Source organism: Pseudescherichia sp. L3 (genome assembly GCF_024656065.1).
In the GTDB taxonomy this organism is placed as follows: domain Bacteria; phylum Pseudomonadota; class Gammaproteobacteria; order Enterobacterales; family Enterobacteriaceae; genus Pseudescherichia.
On sequence record NZ_JANKYC010000001.1, the window covers coordinates 229,299 to 250,417 of the forward strand.

Here is a 21,119-nt window from a genome sequence, read left to right on the forward strand (position 1 = left end):
GCGTGCTTACAGGATACGATTACTCCCCCTCCATCCCTTCGCCGCTTTCGCCTTTCTCCCAGGCAACCCGACGATGGAACATTCTTTTTAGGGTGCGGCCCAGCGTATTGAACCAGCCGGTGGGGCGCGGGTCGGCGAGCATGCTCAGGGCGCGGGCATAGTCCAGCACCAGCCCTGGCGTCCATGCCATCGTCTCTGCGCGCTTGCGTAGCTGGAGCGCTACCCACAGCTCCGGGGTGGACATGAGCTTACCCATCGCCATCCAGAATCCGCGCGCCTGCCACAGCCTGCCGACCGAACCCTCCAGCGCCGCTTCCAGCGCTCGGGCCACGGTGCTGGAGCAGTTTCGGTGCGTCAAATTATAGGACTCATCCTTGCGATAGTGCGCCCAGAACGCAGCCAATCGCGCCTCGCTGTAGTTGCGAATGCGCACCTTGCGTGTCGAGGGGCACCATTGCACAGACTCCGTGGCATAGTCCGGCTGAAACTGCCCCGGCACGTCGTTCTCCGGCGTGGCGCGCAGAGTACGGGCAAAGGCATCCGGCGAGCGGTCAATCTGTACGGCCGGATAGAGGCTGATATAGATGCCACCGGGAGACTCCAACGCGGCGTGGCCGGTAGAGATAACGCCGTTGCGATCCACGGCGGCAATATAGCGGCTGATGAGCGGGCGCGGAACGGCCTCGCTCGCGGCGGAGCCTACCGGCGTCCAGACATGGACGGTCAAGGCTTTTTCATCGTCGTCCGGCGGGCCACTCCACTCCACCACGGCAGGGGGAGGCGTATCCGTCTCCGCCATAAACTCTTCGCCCTTGAGACCCGGGTTAGCGGCGGCCCGCTTGACGCGATTCGCGAGGATAAACATGTTCCAGCCAGCAAAGGCCAGCACCAGGCCAAGACAGTAGGGAACGGTACCGGCATAGTTGGAGGGCCAGGGTTGGAAGAAAAACAGGGCCAGCACGATCTCGACGATCCCACCCCACAGCGCAGGCCGCCAGCGTTGGTAGCGGACGACAACCGCAGAGGCGATCTGCAGCGCACCGTCAAACAGGAAGAGCAGGCCAAAGATTATCGACAGCAGGAAATTGCCATCGTGGTTCCCGGCGAGGATCAGTACCGCAGCAAGTGAGAACGCTGCGCCCTTGACGTAGCGCAGGATCCGCTGGCCTCCCATGCCGCTGTGAGCCACCATCAGCGTCGCGCCGCCTTCAAACAGCAGCAGCGAGGCAAAAAGCTCAATAGGGAAGAAGAGTGCGCCGTCCAGCGCGTCGATAAACAGCACTATGCCCGCGATCAGCGTCACCCAGCCGAAACGACGCAGTCCACGCCAGTGCGAGCGCAGAAAATCAATGCCAAGCAGGATCAGGGTTAGCCGCATCATAGGCGCACATCCGCAATAGACTTTCCCTATTTATAACCTGGGCACTGGCTGCGTGCGCAATGAATTGTCTATTTTGTAATCGCTGCTGGAGGCTGCATCACGCTCCTGCTACCCGCTGGGGAAAGCGCTCTAACAGCCAGTCGATAAACACCCGAAGCCGATGCGTGACGTGACGGCTCTGCGGATAGACCACGTGAAAAGGATAGGGTGCAGGCCGCCACGGCTGGAGGATCTCCACCAGCGTGCCGTTGGCCAGCGCGTTAGCTATTGAATAGCTAAAGGTCTGGATAACGCCCAGTCCCGCCAGGCCTGCGGCCAGATGCGCGTTACTCTCGTTAACGCCGATACGATAATCGACCTTAATGTCCGTTTTCTCGCCGTTATGCTCGAAGCGAAAAGGGAAGGCCCTGCCGTTTTGTGGGGAGAGATAGCTCACCAGCCGGTGGCCGTTTTTGAGTTCATCCGGGTAGGCGGGCGTGCCGAAGGTCTTCAAATACGCTGGCGTCGCGCAGGTAATCAGCGTTGCTGAGCCAATATGCCGCGCAACGAGGGATGAACTCTCCAGCGGGCCACCGCGGATCACGCAGTCCACGTTATCGCTGATCAGATCCACCGAGCGATCGGATACCCCCAGATCGATGCGAATATCCGGATAGCGGGTCATAAACTCAGGAAGGATAGGAATGAGCACGTCACGGGCGGTAGACCCGCCGATGTCGATACGCAGCAGGCCATGTGGCTTACCACGGGCGGCGCTAAAGGAGGTGTCGATATCTTCCAGATCGCGCAAAATGCGGGCGCTCTTTTCGTAGTAGTCGCGCCCCTCGGGGGTGACCGTCACGCGGCGGGTCGTGCGCTGTAGGAGGCGCACGCCAAGGTGCGCCTCCAGATCCTGAATCAGCTTGCTGACCGTAGCATTGGGCATCTCCAGCGAATCCGCTGCCCGGGTAAAGTTACCTGCCTCTACTACCCGGGCAAAGGCCCGTATCGCCACCAGCTGATCCATCTATAATCCCCGTTTGTCATATTACGGCTGATTATATACGGTCCGCTGCTTCATCCTCATCCGCAATTAACACCACTTTGCCGATGTGCGTCCCCTCATCGAGGAGCCGATGGGCATCGGCTGCTTCCGCTAGCGGGAAGGTTTTGTAGATTTGCGGTTTCAGCTTCCCGGCTTCGATCAGCGGCCAGACGTTGTCGTTAAGCGCTTCAATGATCTCCGCCTTTGCAGCAGGCGAACGTGAGCGCAGGGTAGAGCCAATATGCATCAGCTGCTTGGTCAGCATCGGGAACAGGTTTAACGCTTTAGCCGGGCCTGCGAGCACGCTAATCTGCACGATGCGCCCGTGCATCGCCGCTGCCTCATAGTTTCGCGCGACATAGTCTCCCGCAATGATGTCGAGGATAATGTCTGCCCCATGTCCGTCAGTCACCTCTTTCACAATCTCGACAAAGTCCTCCTCTTTGTAGAGTACGGCGACGTCCGCGCCCAGCTTCAGGCTGGCCTGGCGGTGCTCGTCAGAGCCTACGGTAGTGATGATTTTCGCGGCGCCAAAGGCCTTCGCCAGCATGGTTGCCGTGGTGCCAATGCCGGACGCACCGCCGTGGATCAGAATGATGTCGCCGGCTTTAAACTGGCCGCGCTGGAACATATTCAGCCAGACCGTCATAAAGGTCTCAGGCAGCGCTGCCGCTTCGACAAAGTTCAGCCCGGACGGCAGCGGCAGGGTGTTACTCTCATGGGCAGTACAATATTCGGCATAGCCGCCGCCGGTAATCAGCGCCGCAACGCGGTCCCCTGGCGTGAAACTTTGCACTTCAGCGCCAACGGCAACCACTACGCCCGACACCTCCAGGCCTGGGATATCAGACGCCCCCGGCGGTGGCGCATACTGGCCCTTACGCTGCAAAACGTCCGGACCGTTTACCCCTGCGGCAACGGTGCGGATCAGCACCTCGTTTGCCTGCGGCCGTGGCACAGGGCGCGTTGTCGCCTGCAGAACTTCCGGGCCGCCGGGCTGGGTAATGTCAATCGCGGTCATGGTGTCAGGAATGGTATAGGCTTGTTCGGACATCGTTTTCTCCTGTGGTCTTTTACCTCATTATGGTTCAAGAACCACAGGTGAGTTTGTTATCGCTTGCTCTTAATCGTAATCCACCACGACTTTGGCTTTGCTCTGCACCTTGCCAGCGAATACCTTGTTACCGTAGCGCGCATAGCGGAGTTGGAGATTGAGTGGAAAAGTTGAGTTGTTCCGTAACGTGCTCCCCCGGCTCGCAAGAGTGAATTTTTGTGTGGGCTGAAAAGTAATATCCTGACCATTATTCTTTAACTCAAAACCGATCTCTCCTGCGCTTCCAGGTTCTGCTCCTAGCTCGTTCTGCAACGTTTTCCCGCTGAGCGAGCTGATGGCTTCAAAGTGATAGTGAATATTACTGGTCGCCACAGTGGTTTCATTGCTGCACTCTATTTCCGGCTGCTGCGTTGTGGGAGGAGCAAACACGTTGCTGGCAATTTCATGGTAGCTAATACTCGGCGCGGAGATCTCCTTGCTTTTTAATTTACAGGTGGTAGGAGTGAATTTAGCGAGCACCTTAATTCGGTTGTGGTACTCATGTGAAGTATTGTTATTTCCACCCAGGCAGGATATTAAATCACAAGGTGTTGGCTTTACAATCATATAGTTAATTAATTCAAATGGCGTGTTAATATCAATTGAATCTGTAACGGCTCCTGTGTAATTACTGAGTATGCTGTATGTTAGTATATATTTAAATACGGCGTTAAGCTCTGTAGCACTATAGGGAGTGTGAGGATAGGTTTCACCTTTAAACTCATTGGATTTAATTGGTGTGCCAGCTTTTAATGTTATTTTCACTACAATGTTATGGATAGAATCTTTTATTCTGTAGAAATAGGCGTTGTTATTTGCTGTGGATAAATTAAAAGTATTTGATGTCCAGCTGCCAGCCATGCATTTAAAATTCGGACTGCTACCAGCCAGATTTATATAGCTTTCTTTTGAAGCAGAGCCTGCATTCAGATCAAGAATGATGGTTTCTGAAGTAACGCTCGGCTTCTTTTCATTTCCTTCTATATAACAATATGCCTGAGCCTGAAAAACAGCAAACACCGTAATAAGTGCCAGTAAAATACGCATAGTGATCCCTTCTAGCGGCAAGTATAAACTTTGCTTTCGTCGATTGTTTTATCGAATGTGATGGTGCAAGAGAGGCCCTGCTGCTTATTAGTCGCCACATGCACAGAGCGCGGCACGCTATCGGTGCGAATGAACAGCTGGCTCCCTTGGGCAACCATGCCCACGTTCTGGCCGGACTCATCCTCGACTTCATAACCAAAGGTCAGCGGGGAACCATCCGGGCGTCTGGCCTGGAAAAACCACGGCTTACGGCTGTCGGTCTCAAACTTAGCCAGCACCACCGCGCCGCGGTAAGGCACCACGCCTTTGCGGTTGCCGTTTAACGCCACGTCACTCCCGGAATGGCTGGTATCAAGCTGCAGCGTGTTTTCACGGTAGGGGGTTAAGCCGCTGTAGATCGCTCTGCCCTGGCCGCTAGTGGTGTGGTGCCGATTTCCCTGTACGGCAGCCCCTTCCAGTCCCGGCGCATCAATGATGGCGAAGGTCTCGGTAAGAGAGTGGGTCAGGTCAACCCCGCCGCCCCAGGCAACTACGCCGCCCTGAATGCTGCCGCTGGCCTGGCTGTAACGGTTAGAGTGACTATAGCTACCGTCCAGAGTGGCAAACGGCGCGTGCCAGGTGAGGTTCGCCCCGGCAGCGGTTTCATTATCCTGCCGCTGGTGGCTCAGGTTCACGCCGTAGTTAAACTGATCCCTGTCGCCCGCAATGCCGTTAATATTGGTGTTGTTCGACTGGTAGCCATCATTACCAAAGGTGGTGCTGTTAGAGACGTACAGGTCACGCCGTGGCGTGGTGATACCATCCCCCCACGAGAAGGGAATCGAGAAGTAGATATTAAACCGTTTATCCTCCCGGTCATCCTCATCATAGGACTGGCTAGCAGAAAGGGTATAAGTTACACGTGACCAGCTGTTCGAATAGCTTAGCTGGACGTCATTTCGCGTTCCTCCTCGCTGCCAGTAGTCACGCCACAAGGCGCTGCCGGAAAGCGAGCCCCAGCCCGCGGGCAGCGCCTGGTTAACGGCCAGCGAAACGCTATTTTTACGGCCAAAGTCGTTTTGGTAGTAGTCGGTAATGTCATACACATCGTCATCGTCACGGTGGTAGCTATTTTTATTGTTTGCCCAGACGTGATCGTTAAAGGTGCGGTAGTCCTTAGAGGAGAACCGCCAGGCGGCCATCGATAGCTGTGTGCCGGTGGGAGAGAGATATTTACTCCAGGTTAACTGGTAGCTCTGGCCGTCATAGGTTGCACCGTCATCCTGGCTGCTGTGGGAGCGGGTGACGTCCAGGGAGACGGCGCCAAGACGGGTATTCCAGCCGGTGCCCAGCAGAAAGGCGTTGTAATCGTTCGATAACATCGTGCCGGTGTAGAGCGTCAGCAAATTATTAACGCCATACTGCCAGCTTCCCTGCATAAAGTCGGCCTGATCGCTGGCCCCCTCAATATGGCTACGCCCGGCGGCAACGTCATATTTTACCACGCCTGGCTGGAGCATTTTTGGCACGCTGGAGTAGGGCACAAGATAGTGCGTCGAGCTGCCATCTGCCTCTTTCACGGTAACGTCTAAATCAGCGCCACCGCCCGCCAGCTGTAAGTCATCAATAGCAAACGGGCCGGGAGGAACGTCGCTCTGGTAGACCACAAAACCGTTCTGCTCAACGGTAACAAGGGCGTTACTCTGGGCTATCCCTCTTACCACTGGCGTGAAGTTTTGCTTTGAGTTGGGCAGCATCTGCATATCGCGCCAGAGCCTGACGCCGTTAAAACGCACTGAGTCAAACAGCTCGCCATCGGTGTACATGTCCCCTGCGCGGGCGGTGCTGAGCATCCCGGGAATAGCGCGCTCCAGATAGAGCGTATTGCTTTTCCACTTGCCCTGCGCATCGTCGGCTTTGGTGTAGTTTGCGCTGGAGTGCAGCTGGAAACCCACGAGGTTCAGGCCGCTGTTAAAATTAATATATCGGCTCTTACTGCTGCCGTTCTGTTTGTAGTCGCTATAGTACTGGCTGGCGTAGTAGGAGGTGTAGAGGGCATTAATCCCACGATCCCAGGTTTCCGGCGGCATATAGCCACGCTCGTGAGAGCTAACCCAGGCATGGGGAACGGTGAGCTTGAGCGCAAGCTGACTGATATCGTAATTGACGCTGCCGCCCTGCACGGCCTCATTAAGCGTCAGGCACTCTTCTGAGTGACGATGTTTAAAGGCCTCGGTTTTAATACCTATCTGCTGCAGCTCGGCAACGGATAAACAGGTTTGATCGGGATCGTCTGCGACCACTACGCTGTAGCGACCCCGCCACTCATCATTAAGATATATATCCAGATCGTACGTTCCGGGCAGGGGACGATCGCCATCAAGCTGTAAATCAGCGGTTTTCTCACCCTTTAATCCCCCATGTAAAAAATGAGTATCAAAGGTTTCAGCCCGGGCAGAAAGGATATGCAAAAGCAATGAGGAGACGATCCCCAGCGTAATGAGGTTAAGTTTATGCATGGCGGCTTCCCGGGCTGTTAATTGCTTTTAATATTTTCGCTAAGATAGTTGCCGTAATCGTCAATTAGCGTAACAGTATACTTATCGGCGGCAGGCGCAGCGGGTATATTTAAATTTGCATGGGGTGCCAGTACCAAGGTCTCTTTATTTATTTTGGTCGTGCCGCTAATATTGGCAAGCGTTAACCAGTTGGCTGAGTTGTTTTCAATGCGCAGCCCGTTCCCGTCCTTTTTTATATGGATTCGGGAGAATGTCTCTTTATTTACGCCGGGCAGGCCCGTTGGGCGGTAGATAAGCTTTATTCGATTCTGTAGAGCGAATTTTAACGTATTTGCCCGATCGCCGTTGGCGTCGTTGGGTGGAATATCAAGAACGTTGAGATAGTATAGCGACTCGCGATCCTGGGGTAAGTGAGCTTTTGTTAGCTTAATCTTTAGCTGCTGCCCGGTATTGGCGTTAACCTTAACCACAGGGGGCGTCACAAGGAAGGGGACCTGCAGCTTCTCCGGCGGCGTTTGCGTATCGCCATCATCAACCCAGGCCTGTACCAGCGCGCCGCGATCGCCCTGGTTCATTAGCTGAACGGTGACCTCCTTCTGCGCTGCCGGGTAGATAACCCGTGTCCCATAAATATAGACCCCGCTCCATGCAGGCAGCGCCGTCACGGCCAGCAGGGCGGCAAAAATCCTTTTCATTATTCTCTCTCCGCAGCGAAAAACCCGGCAGAGGCTGCCGGGGGTAAGCGTTAGTCCACTACGACGGTAAGGGTAACGGTAGAGTTGACGCTACCAGCCGTCACCTGTTCGCCGGACGCTCGAGCATACTGGGCTGCGATATCAAAAGTATATTCGCCGTTATCATTTTTAGCGTTGGCAATAGCGGTGCTACCGTCGCTGTCAATGCGTTGACCGTTGATTAACAGCGCATAGCCGACGCCAGCTGCATCACCCTGGTTTTTCGTTACGCTATTTGCACCGGTAACATCAAACTGGTCGGCAAGAAATTTAAGCTTGGGTGCCTCAGTGCCGGCAGCGCATTTAACTTTGAAAGAGGTGGCGGTTTTATTTTGATAGCCATCATAAGCTACACCCTGAGTCAACGCTTCCAGCGAGTCTGTGCCTATCTGCTGCATATTAATGTGCGCCGTTTGCGCTCCTGACTCAAAGTGGCAGGTGGTGCCTTTGATAACGCCATTAATAGTTAGTGTACCTGCATCGGTATCTGCCGCAAATGCAGCGGGAGCAGCGCACGAGGCAGCTAAAATGGCAGCGGTAATAAGCGTTCTTTTCATTTTATTTCCCTTAATTTATTAATCCTGGATAAAAGGCAGTTGTTTCTGCTGGCGTTACAGTTACACACATAATTACCATCAGCAACGTAAATGAGGTTTTTTTTTGATGCAAAACAATTTATAAGACTTAATATATTTGGCGTGATTATATTAGTGTGGATTTATTCATTCACATAATAAATAACTGTAATTAACTGATGGATATATTAAGTCGGGCTGGAGGAAAACAGCCCGTCAGGAGAAATATATTGCTGAAGAGGTTAATCCCAGGCGGTAATCACCACTTTTCGGTGTTCATCGCCGGGCAACGTGACAACCCGGGTAGAGGTGCCACGTTTTACGGCAGACTGGCCGTCAGGCTTAACGGTATTCATGGTAAAGGCAGACGGGAGAACCATACCCGAAATAGAGAGCGTAGCGGTATCCGACGCTTGAGCGTTAAACGTGCAGGCAAGGAGCGCAGAGGCAACCAATGTCAGAACTATTTTCATAAATGTGGGACCACATCAAAAGGCAGGGAATTCCAAAATAGAGCGTTTTTTATTCCAGGTCAACGTATGCTGAAAAGTGGCAAAATTTGTCACGGCCAGACACCGCCTGGCCGCAGGAAAGGATTAAGATTCAGGCGGCTGTCGCCCCTCCTCAATAAACTCATCGTCCAGCTCGTCGGCGTTGCCCTGATGATCTTTCCCGGAGAGCAAATTCCAGCAGGCCAGGAACAGGGCTGCAATCAACGGCCCGATCACAAAACCGTTAATACCGTAGATCTCAAGGCCACCCAGGGTAGAGATAAGCACCAGATAGTCGGGCATTTTTGTATCTTTACCGACCAGCACCGGGCGCAGCAGGTTATCTACCAGCCCAACGATAATCACAAAGAAGCCAACCAGGAAGAAGCCCTGCCAGATCTGGCTGGTAGCAAACAGGAAGATGGCCGCAGGCACCCAAATAATCGCTGAGCCCACCGCAGGGACCAGCGACAGGAAGGCCATGAGCGCGCCCCACAGTACGCTGCCGTCGATGCCGGCAATCCAGAAGCCGATACCGCCAAGGATGCCCTGTATCACGCCAATCACCACCGTACCCTTTACCGTCGCGCGGGAGACGGCGGCAAACTTAGCAAACAGGTGATGCTTTACATAACGCGACAGAGGCAGCGACTCCAGCGCCTGGTTGACAATATACGGTCCATCTTTCAGCAGGAAAAAGAGCAGGTAGAGCATAACGCCAAAGTTAATGGTAAAGCTGAAGGTGCTCTTACCGATCAGAAACGCGCTGCCGGCAAGGTACTGTCCGCTTTTTAACGCGACCTGCGACAGCTGTTGCTGGATCTGCGTGGCGTTATTCAGGTCGTGATCGGCCAGGAACTGCTGGGCCCAGCCGGGAAGATGGGCGATGAGATCGGCAACCACGACCGGGAACTGGGTATTGTTGTCCTGGAGCTTGGTGTAAACCGTATTGGCCTCAAACGCCAGCGAGGAGAGGATGATCGCTAATGGCGTAAAGACAATAAGGCAGATAATCAGCACCGTCAGCAGGGAGGCAATCCCGTTGCGCCCGGCGATCCTGTCCCGCAGTCGGTTTTTGAGCGGTTGGAAGATGACCGCCAGTATGGCCGCCCATAAGATGGCCGAGTAGTAGGGGGTGATGATGTCAAAAAACGCCAGCGTAACCACCAGCAATATCAGGATGAAAAAGCCTTTAGTTAATCCCTTAAATCTCATATCTACTTCTCCGGTATGTGATGCACTTCTCGAAATATAGAAGGTACTGGACAGATTACCATTTTCGGCTCTGCAACAGAGGCCGTTATGTCCATCGCTGGCATTAATGGCGCATTTCTGGCAGGGGATAACAGAAGTGGCTACGCTAAAATAACCCTCCTCTTTTTCTGGAAGAGAGACTATGCCGGATGTAAACGACTCAACCTCTGTTCTGCTATTGGCTGCTAATGACTGGGTGCCAAATAACCCGCGTTTACCTGTGCTTATTTACCGCCAAATTTTTACAGCTGACGAAAATGCCGTTGCAACGGCGCAGACGCTGTTTGAAAGAAACGGCTGGCCCGCACAGTGGGTTGATGGCATTTATCCTTACCACCACTACCACAGCAATGCCCATGAGGTATTGGCCATTGCGCACGGCGAGGCCCGGCTTATGCTCGGCGGCCCGGAAGGAGAGCAGGTGGTTGTACGCGGCGGCGATATTGTGCTGCTGCCCGCCGGGACGGGCCACTGCAATCTTCACTGCAGCGACGATTTCACGGTAGTAGGGGGCTATCCACCCGAGCAACAGTTTGATCTGTGTCGCGGGGCACCCACTGCAGAAATGCTGGCGGCTATTGCCAATGCGCCTTTTCCACATTGCGATCCGGTATACGGTGAAAAAGGGCCGCTTATTAAAAACTGGGTATATATTTAAGCAGCGCTAACATATTAGTAATGACATATTTCGTCTACTGAAAAATGCCGGGGCGACGTCAGGTTGTTTTTGCTAATAAAATCACAAAATTTATCTGCATATTTAATAATTAACGCTTTACAAACGTAAATCTGTGTAATTATCACTCGCTTGGGATCGATATATTCTGAAAGTAATGTTCTTTGCTGCCGGATACGCTATAAAAGGTATGTGATATATAAGTATTCATAACAAAGTATGATAGCCAGAGGCATGTATGCAAATAATCTATTTCAAAGTGGAATGCCTGTTCCCGGAACTTTTACCCTCGTCGACAGTTACTCTTAAAGAGGTAGTATTAACAAGAGAGAACGAAGTTATATCAACTTTTTCTAACTTGAAAATTAATAACTTGCCCTTTTATAGCTTTCATTTAGTACCTGTTGGGTTCAGAAAAATTGAACATGTTATTAAAGGCGAGCCTGGAAAGCATCTGCAGTTTTCTTCAGGCTATCTGCAGTCTGGTGAATACCGGGTAGAGACCCCTGCAGGCGAGAAGGTGCTTGGCTATGATGCGCTTACCGCGCTCTGGCGGTTGGTTGACGAGAATGATGAGGAGCGTTATCTCACCACCAATGAATTTATTGCGCGTGATTATTCGATTATTCGCCCGATAAAATTAGTTTATCGTAATCGCCGGGACATTACCTGCTGAGTAACACACGCAACGCTTTTAAAATATAATATATTTTGCCTGCGGGGTTATCCCGCACGCAGGCTTTCATTTACTGATACAAAAACAGCCGGTTTACGTTCCGGACGAAATAGTGACTCATGTAGCGCAACCTGATTACGGCCACGTTTTTTGGCGGTATAGAGTGCGACGTCGGCTGCGCTATATAGGGCTTCAAAATCGCTTTGGCGCACGCCAAGGCTTACGCCAAAGCTGGCCGTAACATATTGCTGGGGCAGACAGTCCAGCGGGGAGGCACTTAGCGACGCGTGAATATAACGGGCAATAATTATCGCCTCTTCCAGCCGGGCATGGGGTAACAGAATAGTAAACTCTTCACCACCTACGCGGCCAATGGAGGCCTGCGCGGGGAGGGCATGACGTATGCGCGACACCAGCGAGCAGATCACTTTATCACCCATCGGGTGGCCATATTCGTCGTTAATGCGCTTGAAGTGATCGATATCCAGCAGGATCAGCGCCACGTTGCCCTGCGTCAGGGCGTGATTGATATGGTTAATGATCGCGCTGCGGTTATAAACGGCGGTGAGGGGATCGTGGGTCGCTTCATATTCCAGACGAGCCGCCAGCTTTTGTAGCTCATCGTTCATGCGCGTAAGTTCACGTTCGGCGCGATCGCTGCGGGAGATCAGACGGTAAGACTGGCGGATGAGCCGCTGATAGTGCTTTGCCACCGTCCATAGCTTTTCGCGGCACTCTTCGGCGGGCAGCCGCGCATCGGCGGCGGCGACCCGGGCGTCCTCCAGTACGGCATACTCTTCCTGGAATAGCTCGTTGATATCTAACATGCGTTAAGGTCCGGCGTTAAAAAGACGGCAAGCGCCGGGAAATCAAGACTGACTTCCTGGCCAAACTCTTCCGAAATATCGTCATCGGCATCGTAATACCAGTGCAGCTCGCAGGCTTTGCCGCGTTTTGCAAAACCGTTCAGGGACTCAAAGAACTCGAAGAGAAGCTTGGTGCTGGAGCTGTTAAAGTAGCTCAGCGCAACGTGCAGCTGTAGCGGAGCCGATTCAGCAGGGATCTCCTCTAGCCAGCTCTCAACGGCCTGCAACAGCGGGCGGAAGAAGGCGGCGGCGTTTTCCGGGTAGGCCTCACCTTTTAGCACCAGACGATGCGCCGGGAAATCAAAATTCACTTCCGGTGTGGCAGAGGTTGCTGCAAGCACAATCACGGTAGGCAGTGTGGTATCAGTCATGGCAAAAGGTGGCCTTTAAGTGGAATGCGGACAGCGAACTCGCCGCCAGAGGATGAATGCGGTACTCCAGCGGTTCGCTGGTATCTCGCGCCATGGTCAACAGGCCAATGTTGGCCCCTTTACTGGTCGCGGGTGCTTCACTGCGTAAGTTCTGTTTCCAGGCCTGCTTGATTTCGGCCTGGGTCATCGTGCGCAACACGTCGAGGTTGTTTTGCAGCAGCGAGGAGGCCTCATACCCCACCAGATTAGCGGTTTCGAGATAGTAGTTAGCGTGATCGGTGTGCAGACAGAGTGAGCCAAAGCGCAGCTCCTCGTTATCTGTGCCGATGTAGCGCTCGTCGCTGGAGTAGCGCACAATGTTCTGGCCCATCTCAATAAAGACCGAGAAGAGCCGACGGCGCAGCGGTAGCGAAGACTCGTGCTTATCCAGCCATGCCCGCACCACGTCACCCATCGCCACAATATGCTGTTGCGAAAAATAGCCGGTATAAAACAGCTCTACCGCGCTTTGCCTTTGTAATGTGATCAACGGCAGCAGCACCGCGTCTTTGACCTGCAGGTCACTTAATTTCATATTTTTTTTCACCAGCGAAAACCAAACCACGTCATGTCATCACGCGACGCTTCCTGACCTTGCCAGGCCTGAAGGCCCTCCAGCAGCGCGCCAGAGAGAGCGCTCATCGGCAAAGTACGATTTTGTAATAACAGGGACTGAATGCGTTTCTTACCAAACATAATGCTGCGCTCGCCGCCAATCTGATCCGTTACGCCGTCGGTAACCACCATCACCTGGTCGCCCGCCTGTAACGGGCGCTGATAGCGACGCCACTGCTGGTCGGCAGGCGTATCGGTATAGCCGAGGCCTTTTCTGTCAGCCTCAAGTACGCTGACCTCTTCATCCTCTGCTCCCAGCATAAAGGCGTGCATTCGGGCGTTAGCCCAGATCAGCTGCGCGTTAACGCGGTCGGCATACACTGCGATGGCATCGCAGCCGTCATTAGACTGGTTCAGGTCGGCGCTGGGATGCAGCTGGCTCAGGGTCTGCTTGATGTGCCGATTGACGATCGCCAGCAGGCGCTCTGGCTCATTCGCCGGGGCCAGAGAGAGGGCTTTCTCCAGCGCCGAGGCGAAAATAAAGGTCATAAACGCGCCGGGCACGCCGTGTCCGGTGCAGTCGGCAATTACCACCAGCCAGCCGTTCTCATCGCGTTGAAAAGCATAGATGTCGCCGCCCACGCAGTCTCGCGGCTGCCAGTAGAGGCACCACTCTTTAAGGCTCTCTTCAATACCCTGCCGGGAGCGGCTCAGCATCGACTCCTGGATCACCCGCGCATACTCGATACTCTGCATGATCTGAAAATGCTGTTTGGCCTGCAGATCGGAGACCGTTTTAATCAGGTCGATGCCCAGGCCAATCCCCAGATAGTGCCCCTCATCGGTCAGGATGAAGCCTTCGGTCACCGCCTTATCGCCGGTTTCGATGACCCGCTCAGCGAGATACTCCAGCCCGGCGCTGGCCTCGACGATCAGCGGCGTCTTATCCATAAAGGCGATGCAGCTCTTTTGATCGTAGAGCTCATGAAAGAAAGGGCGGCTCATCTGGGAGAGAAAAATATGGCGGTTGATCATGCCGAGCGGGCGACTGTTTTCCAGCACCGGCAGGCCGATCAGCGTCTTGTGTTCGCTAAAGAGCGCCATCACCTGCTGATTATTGGATTCGGGCGTCACGTGCGGTACTGCGATGCGCAACATGCCTGCGTTTAACTGGCGCGAGGAGAGAGGGATTTCCATGGTGACCGACGTTGTTCCAGCAAGTAAGATTTATCCTAGAGTAAGTCCGTAATATGACGCTTTTATTTCAATCACTTGCTTGAGGTTACAACGCTATTTTATCGAGCTTAAAGGCAAACTGTAGCCATAACTCACGCCCGTACGCAGGCAAAAAAAAAGCCCGCGCAGGGCGGGCAGTAAATACTGGAAGCAATGTGAGCAATGTCGTACTAAATACCTGAGTTATTTACTCAACTATTCAGTGATGAGAAAGATAATCTTTATCATCTGAAGTTGCAACCCCATCTTTAATAGGGTCGCTACCTATAGGGTGCGGGGCTCTATATACTCTGGTGCTGTTTACCTTACCGCCTCGCCGTTTTAATGAAAGGATGTGAAATGAAGCAGGATGAGATTTTAAACAGCATGAAGCGTGTATCTGTTTTTTTGACGTTCGCTATATCCGCACTGCTGTCTACTCAGTCGATAGCAAAAAGCAGCCAGGAAAACGTCTTTTTCTCTCATGGTGATTGGGAGCTGGGCTGTGACAATACGTTGAGCTGCCGGGCTGCAGGTTACACCGAAAACGTAATGAGTAATGAAAACGTCGCCATGGTGATGCTCAGCCGCCAGGCTGGCCCGGCGACAAAAGTGGAAAACTGGGTTCTGTTAACCAACAACGACCCCTCGAGGAATGCTCAACAGAAGCCAGCGCCAGAAATTATCATCGATAAAACGTCTCTCGGCCCCCTCGAAAAAGGTGATGACGTTAGCTGGAAGATGAACGAAAGCCAATACGGTGCCTTTATGGCGGCGTTATCCAACAAAGGAAAGATTACCTTCAGGGACAGCGTTAGCACGTATGCGTTTTCATCTGCGGGTTCAAACGCTGTTCTTTTGAAAATGGATGAATTTCAGGGGCGAGTCGGCACGCAGGGGGCAATACTCAGTAAAGGCGAGCGGGATGAAAGCAAGGTTCCTCTGCCCAAAGCCGTACCGGTACTCAAAAAGATGCCTGTCCTTGATAGCGAAGGGCATAAACTCAGCCCGAATCAGCTGAACACCTTCAAAAAACAGTTGCTTCCAGCCATATTGAAAGGGAAGGGGAGCGACTGTTCGGAGGATCTCGAGCAGGAAGAGTGGTTCGCAGCAAAGCTGGATGCAGACCATACCTTGATCTACGCATCCTGCTGGAAAGGGGCCTATAACGCGGGAAACCTCTGGTATATCGTCTCACCGGACCTGAAAAAAATCATCCAGTGGATAGATAACAGCAACGACATCTATCACGATGGAATGATAGAGGGCGTCTTCCTGGGTAACTCCACTGGCGTGAGTGAGACAAAGAGTCAATTTTTATGGAACGGTAGCCAGTTTGTCGATGCCTTCGAGGACTATCGGGGCCATTGTGCAGGCTATACCGATTTCGCCCCCTGCCGAATGCCACTTCTTTTGACCAAACAGTAAAAGCCTCCCTTCAGTTCACTTCTGCCTGCCAGCGCGTCGCGCTGGCGCGTTATCGCTTTTTCAAGGTAATTATTCTTGATTGCATACTTATAATGAGTATAGTTCTCATTCTCTTTAGCGTTTAGATAAGCCCGTTGGCTTGCGCGCGACCTTCCTGATGAATGACTTTGAACGGTTAAGGATGCTCCTGATGAAAATGAAAACCTCTGCCCTGGCCCTCTGCCTGGCAATGGCGTTGAGCGGCTGCAATACCACCCCATCCGCCAATGCAAAACCCGCCGCCGAGGCGCAAAAACCGCAGGCAGCGGCTGCTCAGCAGAGTAACGTCGTGAAGCGCGATCTGGCGGAGGGGGTGTATGAGCTGGCATTAAGTCCAACGGGCGATGCGCTGTACGTAGCCAGCGCAGAAGGGTTCAAAGACGTGCAGGGCGGGGTAGTCTACAAGCTCGATCCTAAAACCTTAAAAACGATCGGATCGACCCATACGGATCTGAAAAACTTCGGCATGGATATCGCCCCGGACGGTAAAACCCTTTACGTCACCAATTCGCTGGATGCGGGCATCAGCGCCATCAGCACCGCCGATGGCAAAGTGCTGGCGCGGGCGATCTTCCCGGAGCGTAACAAAGAGGGCTTCCCGTACGGCGCGCGTCAGGTGCTGCTGTATAACGGTCTGCTCTACATCGGCGCGGTAGCCGATCCGGCCCTGATCTGGATCGTAGATGCGAAGACCATGAAGCTGAAAACCCGCATCAAAAACACCGGTAAATGGATGACCGGCCTGCACTATTCTGAGCAAACCCAGCGTATTTATGCTGCTAACGGCGGCGGTGAAATCCTGGTGATCAACCCGCGCAACAACCGCGTGGAAAAACGCTGGAAGCCGCTGGGGGAAAAAGAGGCCCTGCTGCTTAACTTCGCGGAAGACAGCGCCACTGGCCGCCTGTTCGTGACCGATAACTCAAAGGCAAAAACCACCCTGGTGCTGGATATCCACACCGGCAAGGTAATTAAGCAGCTCGACGTAGGTGACTCTCTGGCGGTGAAGTTCAACCCGAAACGCAATGAGATTTACATCAGCCAGCGTGAGTCCGGCAAGCTCCTGAGCCTCGACGGCACCACCTATGCAGTGAAGCAGTCGTGGGATCTGCCGCCGAATCCGAACAGCCTGCTGGTCTCCGCCGACGGTCAGACGCTCTATGCCACCGTTAAACAGACCTTCAATAAAGATCACTCGACCAATGGTCCGGACAGCGTTGTGCGTATCGCGCTGAATCAGTAGTGCAATCGGCCCGGCAACGGGCCATTTTTTTAACCCACGCTCTTGTATGAGTTAATGATGCGAAACATAAAAACTAACGCTCTCACATTGCGCAAGTCCTTACTTGCGCTGGCTATCGGCGCGGTAGCCCATTCGGCGCAGGCAGCAGCCGCTGACACCAGTAAACCCAATCAGGAAGAGACCTTAGTGGTGCAGGCGACGCCGGCCAGCGAGTTTACCCCCGGCGGCGATGTGCCGGTTCCGGCCTATCTGGACGGTCAGGTCGCCCACGGCGGTCGTCTGGGGATGCTCGGCGAGCAGAAGGCGATGGACGTTCCCTTTAACGTCATCGGCTACACCGCAAAAGCGGTACAGGATCTGCAGGCCAAAACCATTGCCGACGTGGTGCGCAACGACGCAGGCGTCCAGCCGGTGCAGGGCTACGGCAACTCGGCTGAAACCTATCGCATTCGTGGCTTTAAGCTCGACGGTGACGACATGACCATGAGCGGCCTGCCGGGCGTGGTGCCACGTCAGGTGGTGGATACCCAGATGATCGAGCGCGTCGAGATCTTTAAAGGGGCCAACGGTCTGCTGAACGGCGCAGCGGGCAGCGGCGTGGGCGGGATGATCAACCTTGAGCCTAAGCATGCGGAAGATACGCCAATCACCCGCGTCGGCGTCGACTACACCAGCCAGGCGATGGTCGGCGGCTCGCTGGATCTGGGGCGTCGCTTCGGAGATAACAACCAGTTTGGCACCCGTATTAACCTGCTGCATCGCGAGGGCGAAGCGCCGCTGGATCACGACCGTCGCCGCACCACGCTGGCCTCGATTGGCCTCGACTATCGGGGCGATCGTCTGCGTACCTCGCTGGATGCGGGCTACCAGAAAAAGACCTTCCACGGCAGCGGCATGGGCGTCAATATTACCGGCGTCAATTTCATTCCCGACGTGCCGGATCCCAGCAAGAACTACAGCCAGAAGTGGAACTACAGCGACATCGACAACCAGTTTGGTGTGGCCCGCGCCGAGTATGACCTGACCGACGCCTGGACTGCCTATGCCGCCACGGGGGCGCAGCAGGCCCATGAAATTGGCACCTACAGCACGCCGAAGCTGATCAACGCCAGCGGCGACGCCACGGCGAGCCGTCTGGATACCAACCGCTATATTGATGCCAACAGCGGCATGCTGGGTCTGCGCGGCGACGTCGATACCGGCTTTGTCTCGCATAAAATCAACGTCGGCTACTCGGCGCTAATCAAGCGCGACAGAACCGCGTGGCGGATGTCCTCCGCTGCCGCCAACCCGATCGTCAACATCTACCATCCCAGCGATGTAGCGATGCCAGCCAATAGCAGCTTTGGCGGTAACTATGGCGATCCGCGCACCACCAGCCGGAGCCGTACCCAGGGCTGGCTGCTGAGCGATACCCTGGGCGTACTGGATGACAGCCTGCTCTTCACGGTCGGTGCCCGCAACCAGAAGGTGGTGGTGCGCAACTACAACAATGCCACCGGGGCGGAGGATAGCGGCTCGCGCTATGAAGAGAGCCGCTGGATGCCAACCTACGGCGTGGTCTATAAGCCGTGGGAAGCGCTGTCGCTCTACGCTAACCATACCGAAGCGTTACAGCCGGGCAGCGTAGCCCCGAGAGATGCCTCTAACTTTGGCCAGAGCACAGGCATTGCCCACTCGAAGCAGAATGAGGTGGGGGTCAAGATCGACTACGGTCGCATCGGCGGCACCCTGGCGCTGTTTGAGATCAAAAAGCCGTCTGCCATTCAGTACGGTGTGGGCGGCCCCTACAAGCTTGACGGCGAGCAGCGCAACCGCGGCGTAGAGCTGAATGTCTTTGGTGAGCCGGTGCTCGGCCTGCGCCTTAACGGCAGCGCCACCTGGGTCGATGCCGAGATGACCAAAACGCAGAACGGTATCAACGACGGCAAGGATGCTATCGGTGTTCCTGGCGTCTTTATGGTGTTTGGCGCCGAGTACGATATCAAGCCGGTAGAGGGCCTGACGGCCACGGCGCGCGTGAACCACTCTGGCTCACAGTATGCCAACGCCGCCAATACCAAAAAGCTGGATGACTACACCACGCTGGATCTGGGCGTTCGTTACCGGATGCAGCTGAACCAGGATGCTAACGAGATGGTGTGGCGCGTGGGCGTGGATAACGTGACCAATGAGAAGTACTGGTCCGGCGTTGAGGATCTCGGCACCTACATCTTCCGGGGCGATCCGCGTACCCTGAAGGTCTCCATGAGCTACGACTTCTAGGTCAGAGACGGGCGGGCTGGCGGCAACGCCAGCCTTTTCGTTCGCTTGCTACCGGTAACGCTAAGTGTTAAAAGATGCCCCTTTCTTAAAAAGATACAGGGGTAGGGCGTGAAAAACGCGTCAATCGCATCTGGCCAGCAACAGGCAGATGGCGCGTCGGGGACTGGGCCGACGCTGCAACGGGGTTTGCAAAACCGTCATATTCAACTTATCGCGCTGGGCGGCGCTATCGGCACCGGGCTGTTTCTGGGCATCGGGCCGGCAATTCAAATGGCTGGGCCAGCGGTGCTGCTGGGCTACGGCATCGCCGGGATTATTGCCTTTCTGATTATGCGCCAGCTGGGCGAGATGGTGGTCGAGGAGCCGGTCTCCGGTTCGTTCTCTCACTTTGCCTGGAAATACTGGGGTCCCTTCGCGGGCTTCCTCTCCGGCTGGAACTACTGGGTAATGTTTGTGCTGGTTGGCATGGCCGAGCTGACCGCTGCCGGTATCTATATGCAGTACTGGCTGCCGGACGTGCCGACGTGGATCTGGGCCGCCGCGTTCTTCATCATCATCAACGCCGCCAACCTGGTTAACGTCCGTCTCTACGGTGAGATGGAGTTCTGGTTTGCCCTGATCAAGGTGCTGGCGATTATCGCGATGATCGGCTTTGGCCTCTGGCTGCTTTTTTCCGGCCACGGTGGTGAACACGCCAGCGTCGATAACCTCTGGCAGCACGGCGGCTTCCTTGCCACCGGCTGGCACGGACTGATTATGTCCCTGGCGGTGATCATGTTCTCTTTCGGCGGTCTGGAGCTGATCGGCATTACCGCCGCCGAGGCGCGCGATCCGCAGAAGACCATCCCGAAAGCGGTCAATCAGGTGGTCTACCGCATCTTGCTGTTCTACATCGGCTCGCTGGTGGTGCTGCTGGCGCTCTACCCGTGGGTAAATGTAAAGGCTGACAGCAGCCCATTTGTGATGATTTTCCACGAGCTGGACAGCAACATCGTTGCCTCGGCGCTGAACTTTATCATTCTGGTGGCCTCGCTCTCGGTGTTTAACAGCGGCGTCTACTCCAACAGCCGAATGCTGTTTGGCCTGTCGGTGCAGGGCAATGCCCCGGCGTTTTTAACCCGGGTTAACGCCCGCGGCGTGCCGGTTAACTCGCTGTTTCTCTCTGCGGCTATCACCTCGCTGGTGATCGTCATCAACTACCTGCTGCCGAAAGAGGCCTTTGGCCTGCTGATGGCCCTGGTGGTGGCCACGCTGCTGCTGAACTGGATCATGATCTGCCTCGCGCACCTCAAGTTCCGCGCGGCGATGCGCCGTCAGGGGCGGGTGACGCAGTTTAAAGCGCTGCTCTATCCGGCAGGCAACTATATCTGCATCGCCTTTTTAGTGCTGATTCTGGGGCTGATGTGCACCATCGACAGCATGCGGATGTCCGCCATCCTGCTGCCGGTGTGGATCGTTTTCCTGTTTATCGCCTTCAAACTGCTGCGCCGCAAGGCTCGCTAACGCTTTGCCCGGCGGCGCGCTGCTTGCCGGGCTACCTCCTGTGTACTATTTATCGTGACCCTTCTCCCAGATCTCATCTAACCCGCAGGCAAACCATTTTGTAATCGATTACTTTTTTATTGTTCGCATTTTGTAATCGATTACTT

At 54.5% G+C, this 21,119-nt stretch carries 19 protein-coding genes; 6 read left to right on the forward strand and 13 right to left on the reverse strand.

Features of this window, described 5'->3' with window-relative positions:
• Positions 1-19 precede the first annotated feature (19 nt).
• From NR795_RS01125 to NR795_RS01165, 9 genes are all read right to left on the reverse strand, one after another.
• Complete coding sequence (locus tag NR795_RS01125) at positions 20-1,381, reverse strand: HdeD family acid-resistance protein (protein ID WP_257756780.1); 1,362 nt, start codon at positions 1,379-1,381, stop codon at positions 20-22.
• A gap of 97 nt (positions 1,382-1,478) precedes the next feature.
• Positions 1,479-2,387, reverse strand: coding sequence for a LysR family transcriptional regulator (locus NR795_RS01130; protein ID WP_257756781.1), 909 nt, complete (start codon positions 2,385-2,387; stop codon positions 1,479-1,481).
• A 31-nt stretch (positions 2,388-2,418) separates the two neighbouring features.
• Positions 2,419-3,459, reverse strand: coding sequence for an NAD(P)H-quinone oxidoreductase (locus NR795_RS01135; protein ID WP_144814010.1), 1,041 nt, complete (start codon positions 3,457-3,459; stop codon positions 2,419-2,421).
• Positions 3,460-3,528: 69 nt separating this feature from the next.
• Positions 3,529-4,545: a hypothetical protein gene (locus NR795_RS01140; protein WP_257756782.1), complete on the reverse strand. Its 1,017-nt coding sequence runs from the start codon at positions 4,543-4,545 to the stop codon at positions 3,529-3,531.
• An 11-nt stretch (positions 4,546-4,556) separates the two neighbouring features.
• Positions 4,557-7,043 (reverse strand): fimbrial biogenesis outer membrane usher protein, encoded by a 2,487-nt coding sequence (locus tag NR795_RS01145; protein WP_257756783.1) that lies wholly within the window; start codon positions 7,041-7,043, stop codon positions 4,557-4,559.
• A 17-nt stretch (positions 7,044-7,060) separates the two neighbouring features.
• Positions 7,061-7,738, reverse strand: coding sequence for a fimbria/pilus periplasmic chaperone (locus tag NR795_RS01150; RefSeq protein WP_257756784.1), 678 nt, complete (start codon positions 7,736-7,738; stop codon positions 7,061-7,063).
• A 50-nt stretch (positions 7,739-7,788) separates the two neighbouring features.
• On the reverse strand, positions 7,789-8,334 hold the full coding sequence (yehD, locus tag NR795_RS01155; protein ID WP_144814002.1) for a fimbrial protein YehD: 546 nt from the start codon (positions 8,332-8,334) through the stop codon (positions 7,789-7,791).
• 260 nt (positions 8,335-8,594) lie between these two features.
• A complete protein-coding gene (locus NR795_RS01160) occupies positions 8,595-8,825 on the reverse strand; it encodes a hypothetical protein (protein ID WP_144814000.1) in 231 nt (76 codons plus the stop codon).
• A 123-nt stretch (positions 8,826-8,948) separates the two neighbouring features.
• Entirely contained in the window at positions 8,949-10,058 is a 1,110-nt protein-coding gene (locus NR795_RS01165) for an AI-2E family transporter (protein ID WP_257756786.1), read from the reverse strand.
• A 181-nt stretch (positions 10,059-10,239) separates the two neighbouring features.
• Here NR795_RS01165 and NR795_RS01170 point away from each other — a divergent pair, with 181 nt between their 5' ends.
• Positions 10,240-10,755, forward strand: a complete 516-nt coding sequence (locus tag NR795_RS01170) for a cupin domain-containing protein (RefSeq protein WP_257756787.1) — start codon at positions 10,240-10,242, stop codon at positions 10,753-10,755.
• 256 nt (positions 10,756-11,011) lie between these two features.
• The gene (locus NR795_RS01175) at positions 11,012-11,449 is read left to right on the forward strand and encodes a hypothetical protein (RefSeq protein WP_257756788.1); all 438 of its coding nucleotides are present in this window, start codon (positions 11,012-11,014) and stop codon (positions 11,447-11,449) included.
• A gap of 47 nt (positions 11,450-11,496) precedes the next feature.
• Here the strand turns inward: NR795_RS01175 and NR795_RS01180 are convergent, their stop codons facing one another.
• Genes NR795_RS01180 through NR795_RS01195 form a run of 4 tightly spaced genes read right to left on the reverse strand, consistent with a single transcriptional unit; the run spans position 11,497 to position 14,477 of the window.
• A complete protein-coding gene (locus tag NR795_RS01180) occupies positions 11,497-12,276 on the reverse strand; it encodes a GGDEF domain-containing protein (protein ID WP_144813988.1) in 780 nt (259 codons plus the stop codon).
• On the reverse strand, positions 12,270-12,686 hold the full coding sequence (locus tag NR795_RS01185) for a DUF1987 domain-containing protein (protein WP_144813986.1): 417 nt from the start codon (positions 12,684-12,686) through the stop codon (positions 12,270-12,272). The genes NR795_RS01180 and NR795_RS01185 overlap by 7 nt, the downstream gene beginning before the upstream one ends.
• On the reverse strand, positions 12,679-13,260 hold the full coding sequence (locus NR795_RS01190) for a SiaB family protein kinase (protein WP_222126322.1): 582 nt from the start codon (positions 13,258-13,260) through the stop codon (positions 12,679-12,681). Before NR795_RS01190 ends, NR795_RS01185 begins: the two co-directional genes overlap by 8 nt.
• An 8-nt stretch (positions 13,261-13,268) precedes the next feature.
• Positions 13,269-14,477: a SpoIIE family protein phosphatase gene (locus tag NR795_RS01195; RefSeq protein ID WP_257756789.1), complete on the reverse strand. Its 1,209-nt coding sequence runs from the start codon at positions 14,475-14,477 to the stop codon at positions 13,269-13,271.
• A gap of 378 nt (positions 14,478-14,855) precedes the next feature.
• Here NR795_RS01195 and NR795_RS01200 point away from each other — a divergent pair, with 378 nt between their 5' ends.
• The 4 genes from NR795_RS01200 to pheP all read left to right on the forward strand — a co-directional run bounded on the left by NR795_RS01200 (position 14,856) and on the right by pheP (position 20,973).
• Entirely contained in the window at positions 14,856-15,923 is a 1,068-nt protein-coding gene (locus tag NR795_RS01200) for a DUF1176 domain-containing protein (RefSeq protein ID WP_257756791.1), read from the forward strand.
• Positions 15,924-16,113: 190 nt separating this feature from the next.
• The gene (locus tag NR795_RS01205; protein ID WP_257756792.1) at positions 16,114-17,205 is read left to right on the forward strand and encodes a YncE family protein; all 1,092 of its coding nucleotides are present in this window, start codon (positions 16,114-16,116) and stop codon (positions 17,203-17,205) included.
• A 57-nt stretch (positions 17,206-17,262) separates the two neighbouring features.
• The gene (locus NR795_RS01210; RefSeq protein ID WP_257756793.1) at positions 17,263-19,470 is read left to right on the forward strand and encodes a TonB-dependent siderophore receptor; all 2,208 of its coding nucleotides are present in this window, start codon (positions 17,263-17,265) and stop codon (positions 19,468-19,470) included.
• 108 nt (positions 19,471-19,578) lie between these two features.
• Positions 19,579-20,973 (forward strand): phenylalanine transporter, encoded by a 1,395-nt coding sequence (pheP, locus tag NR795_RS01215; protein ID WP_144813969.1) that lies wholly within the window; start codon positions 19,579-19,581, stop codon positions 20,971-20,973.
• Positions 20,974-21,119 lie beyond the last annotated feature (146 nt).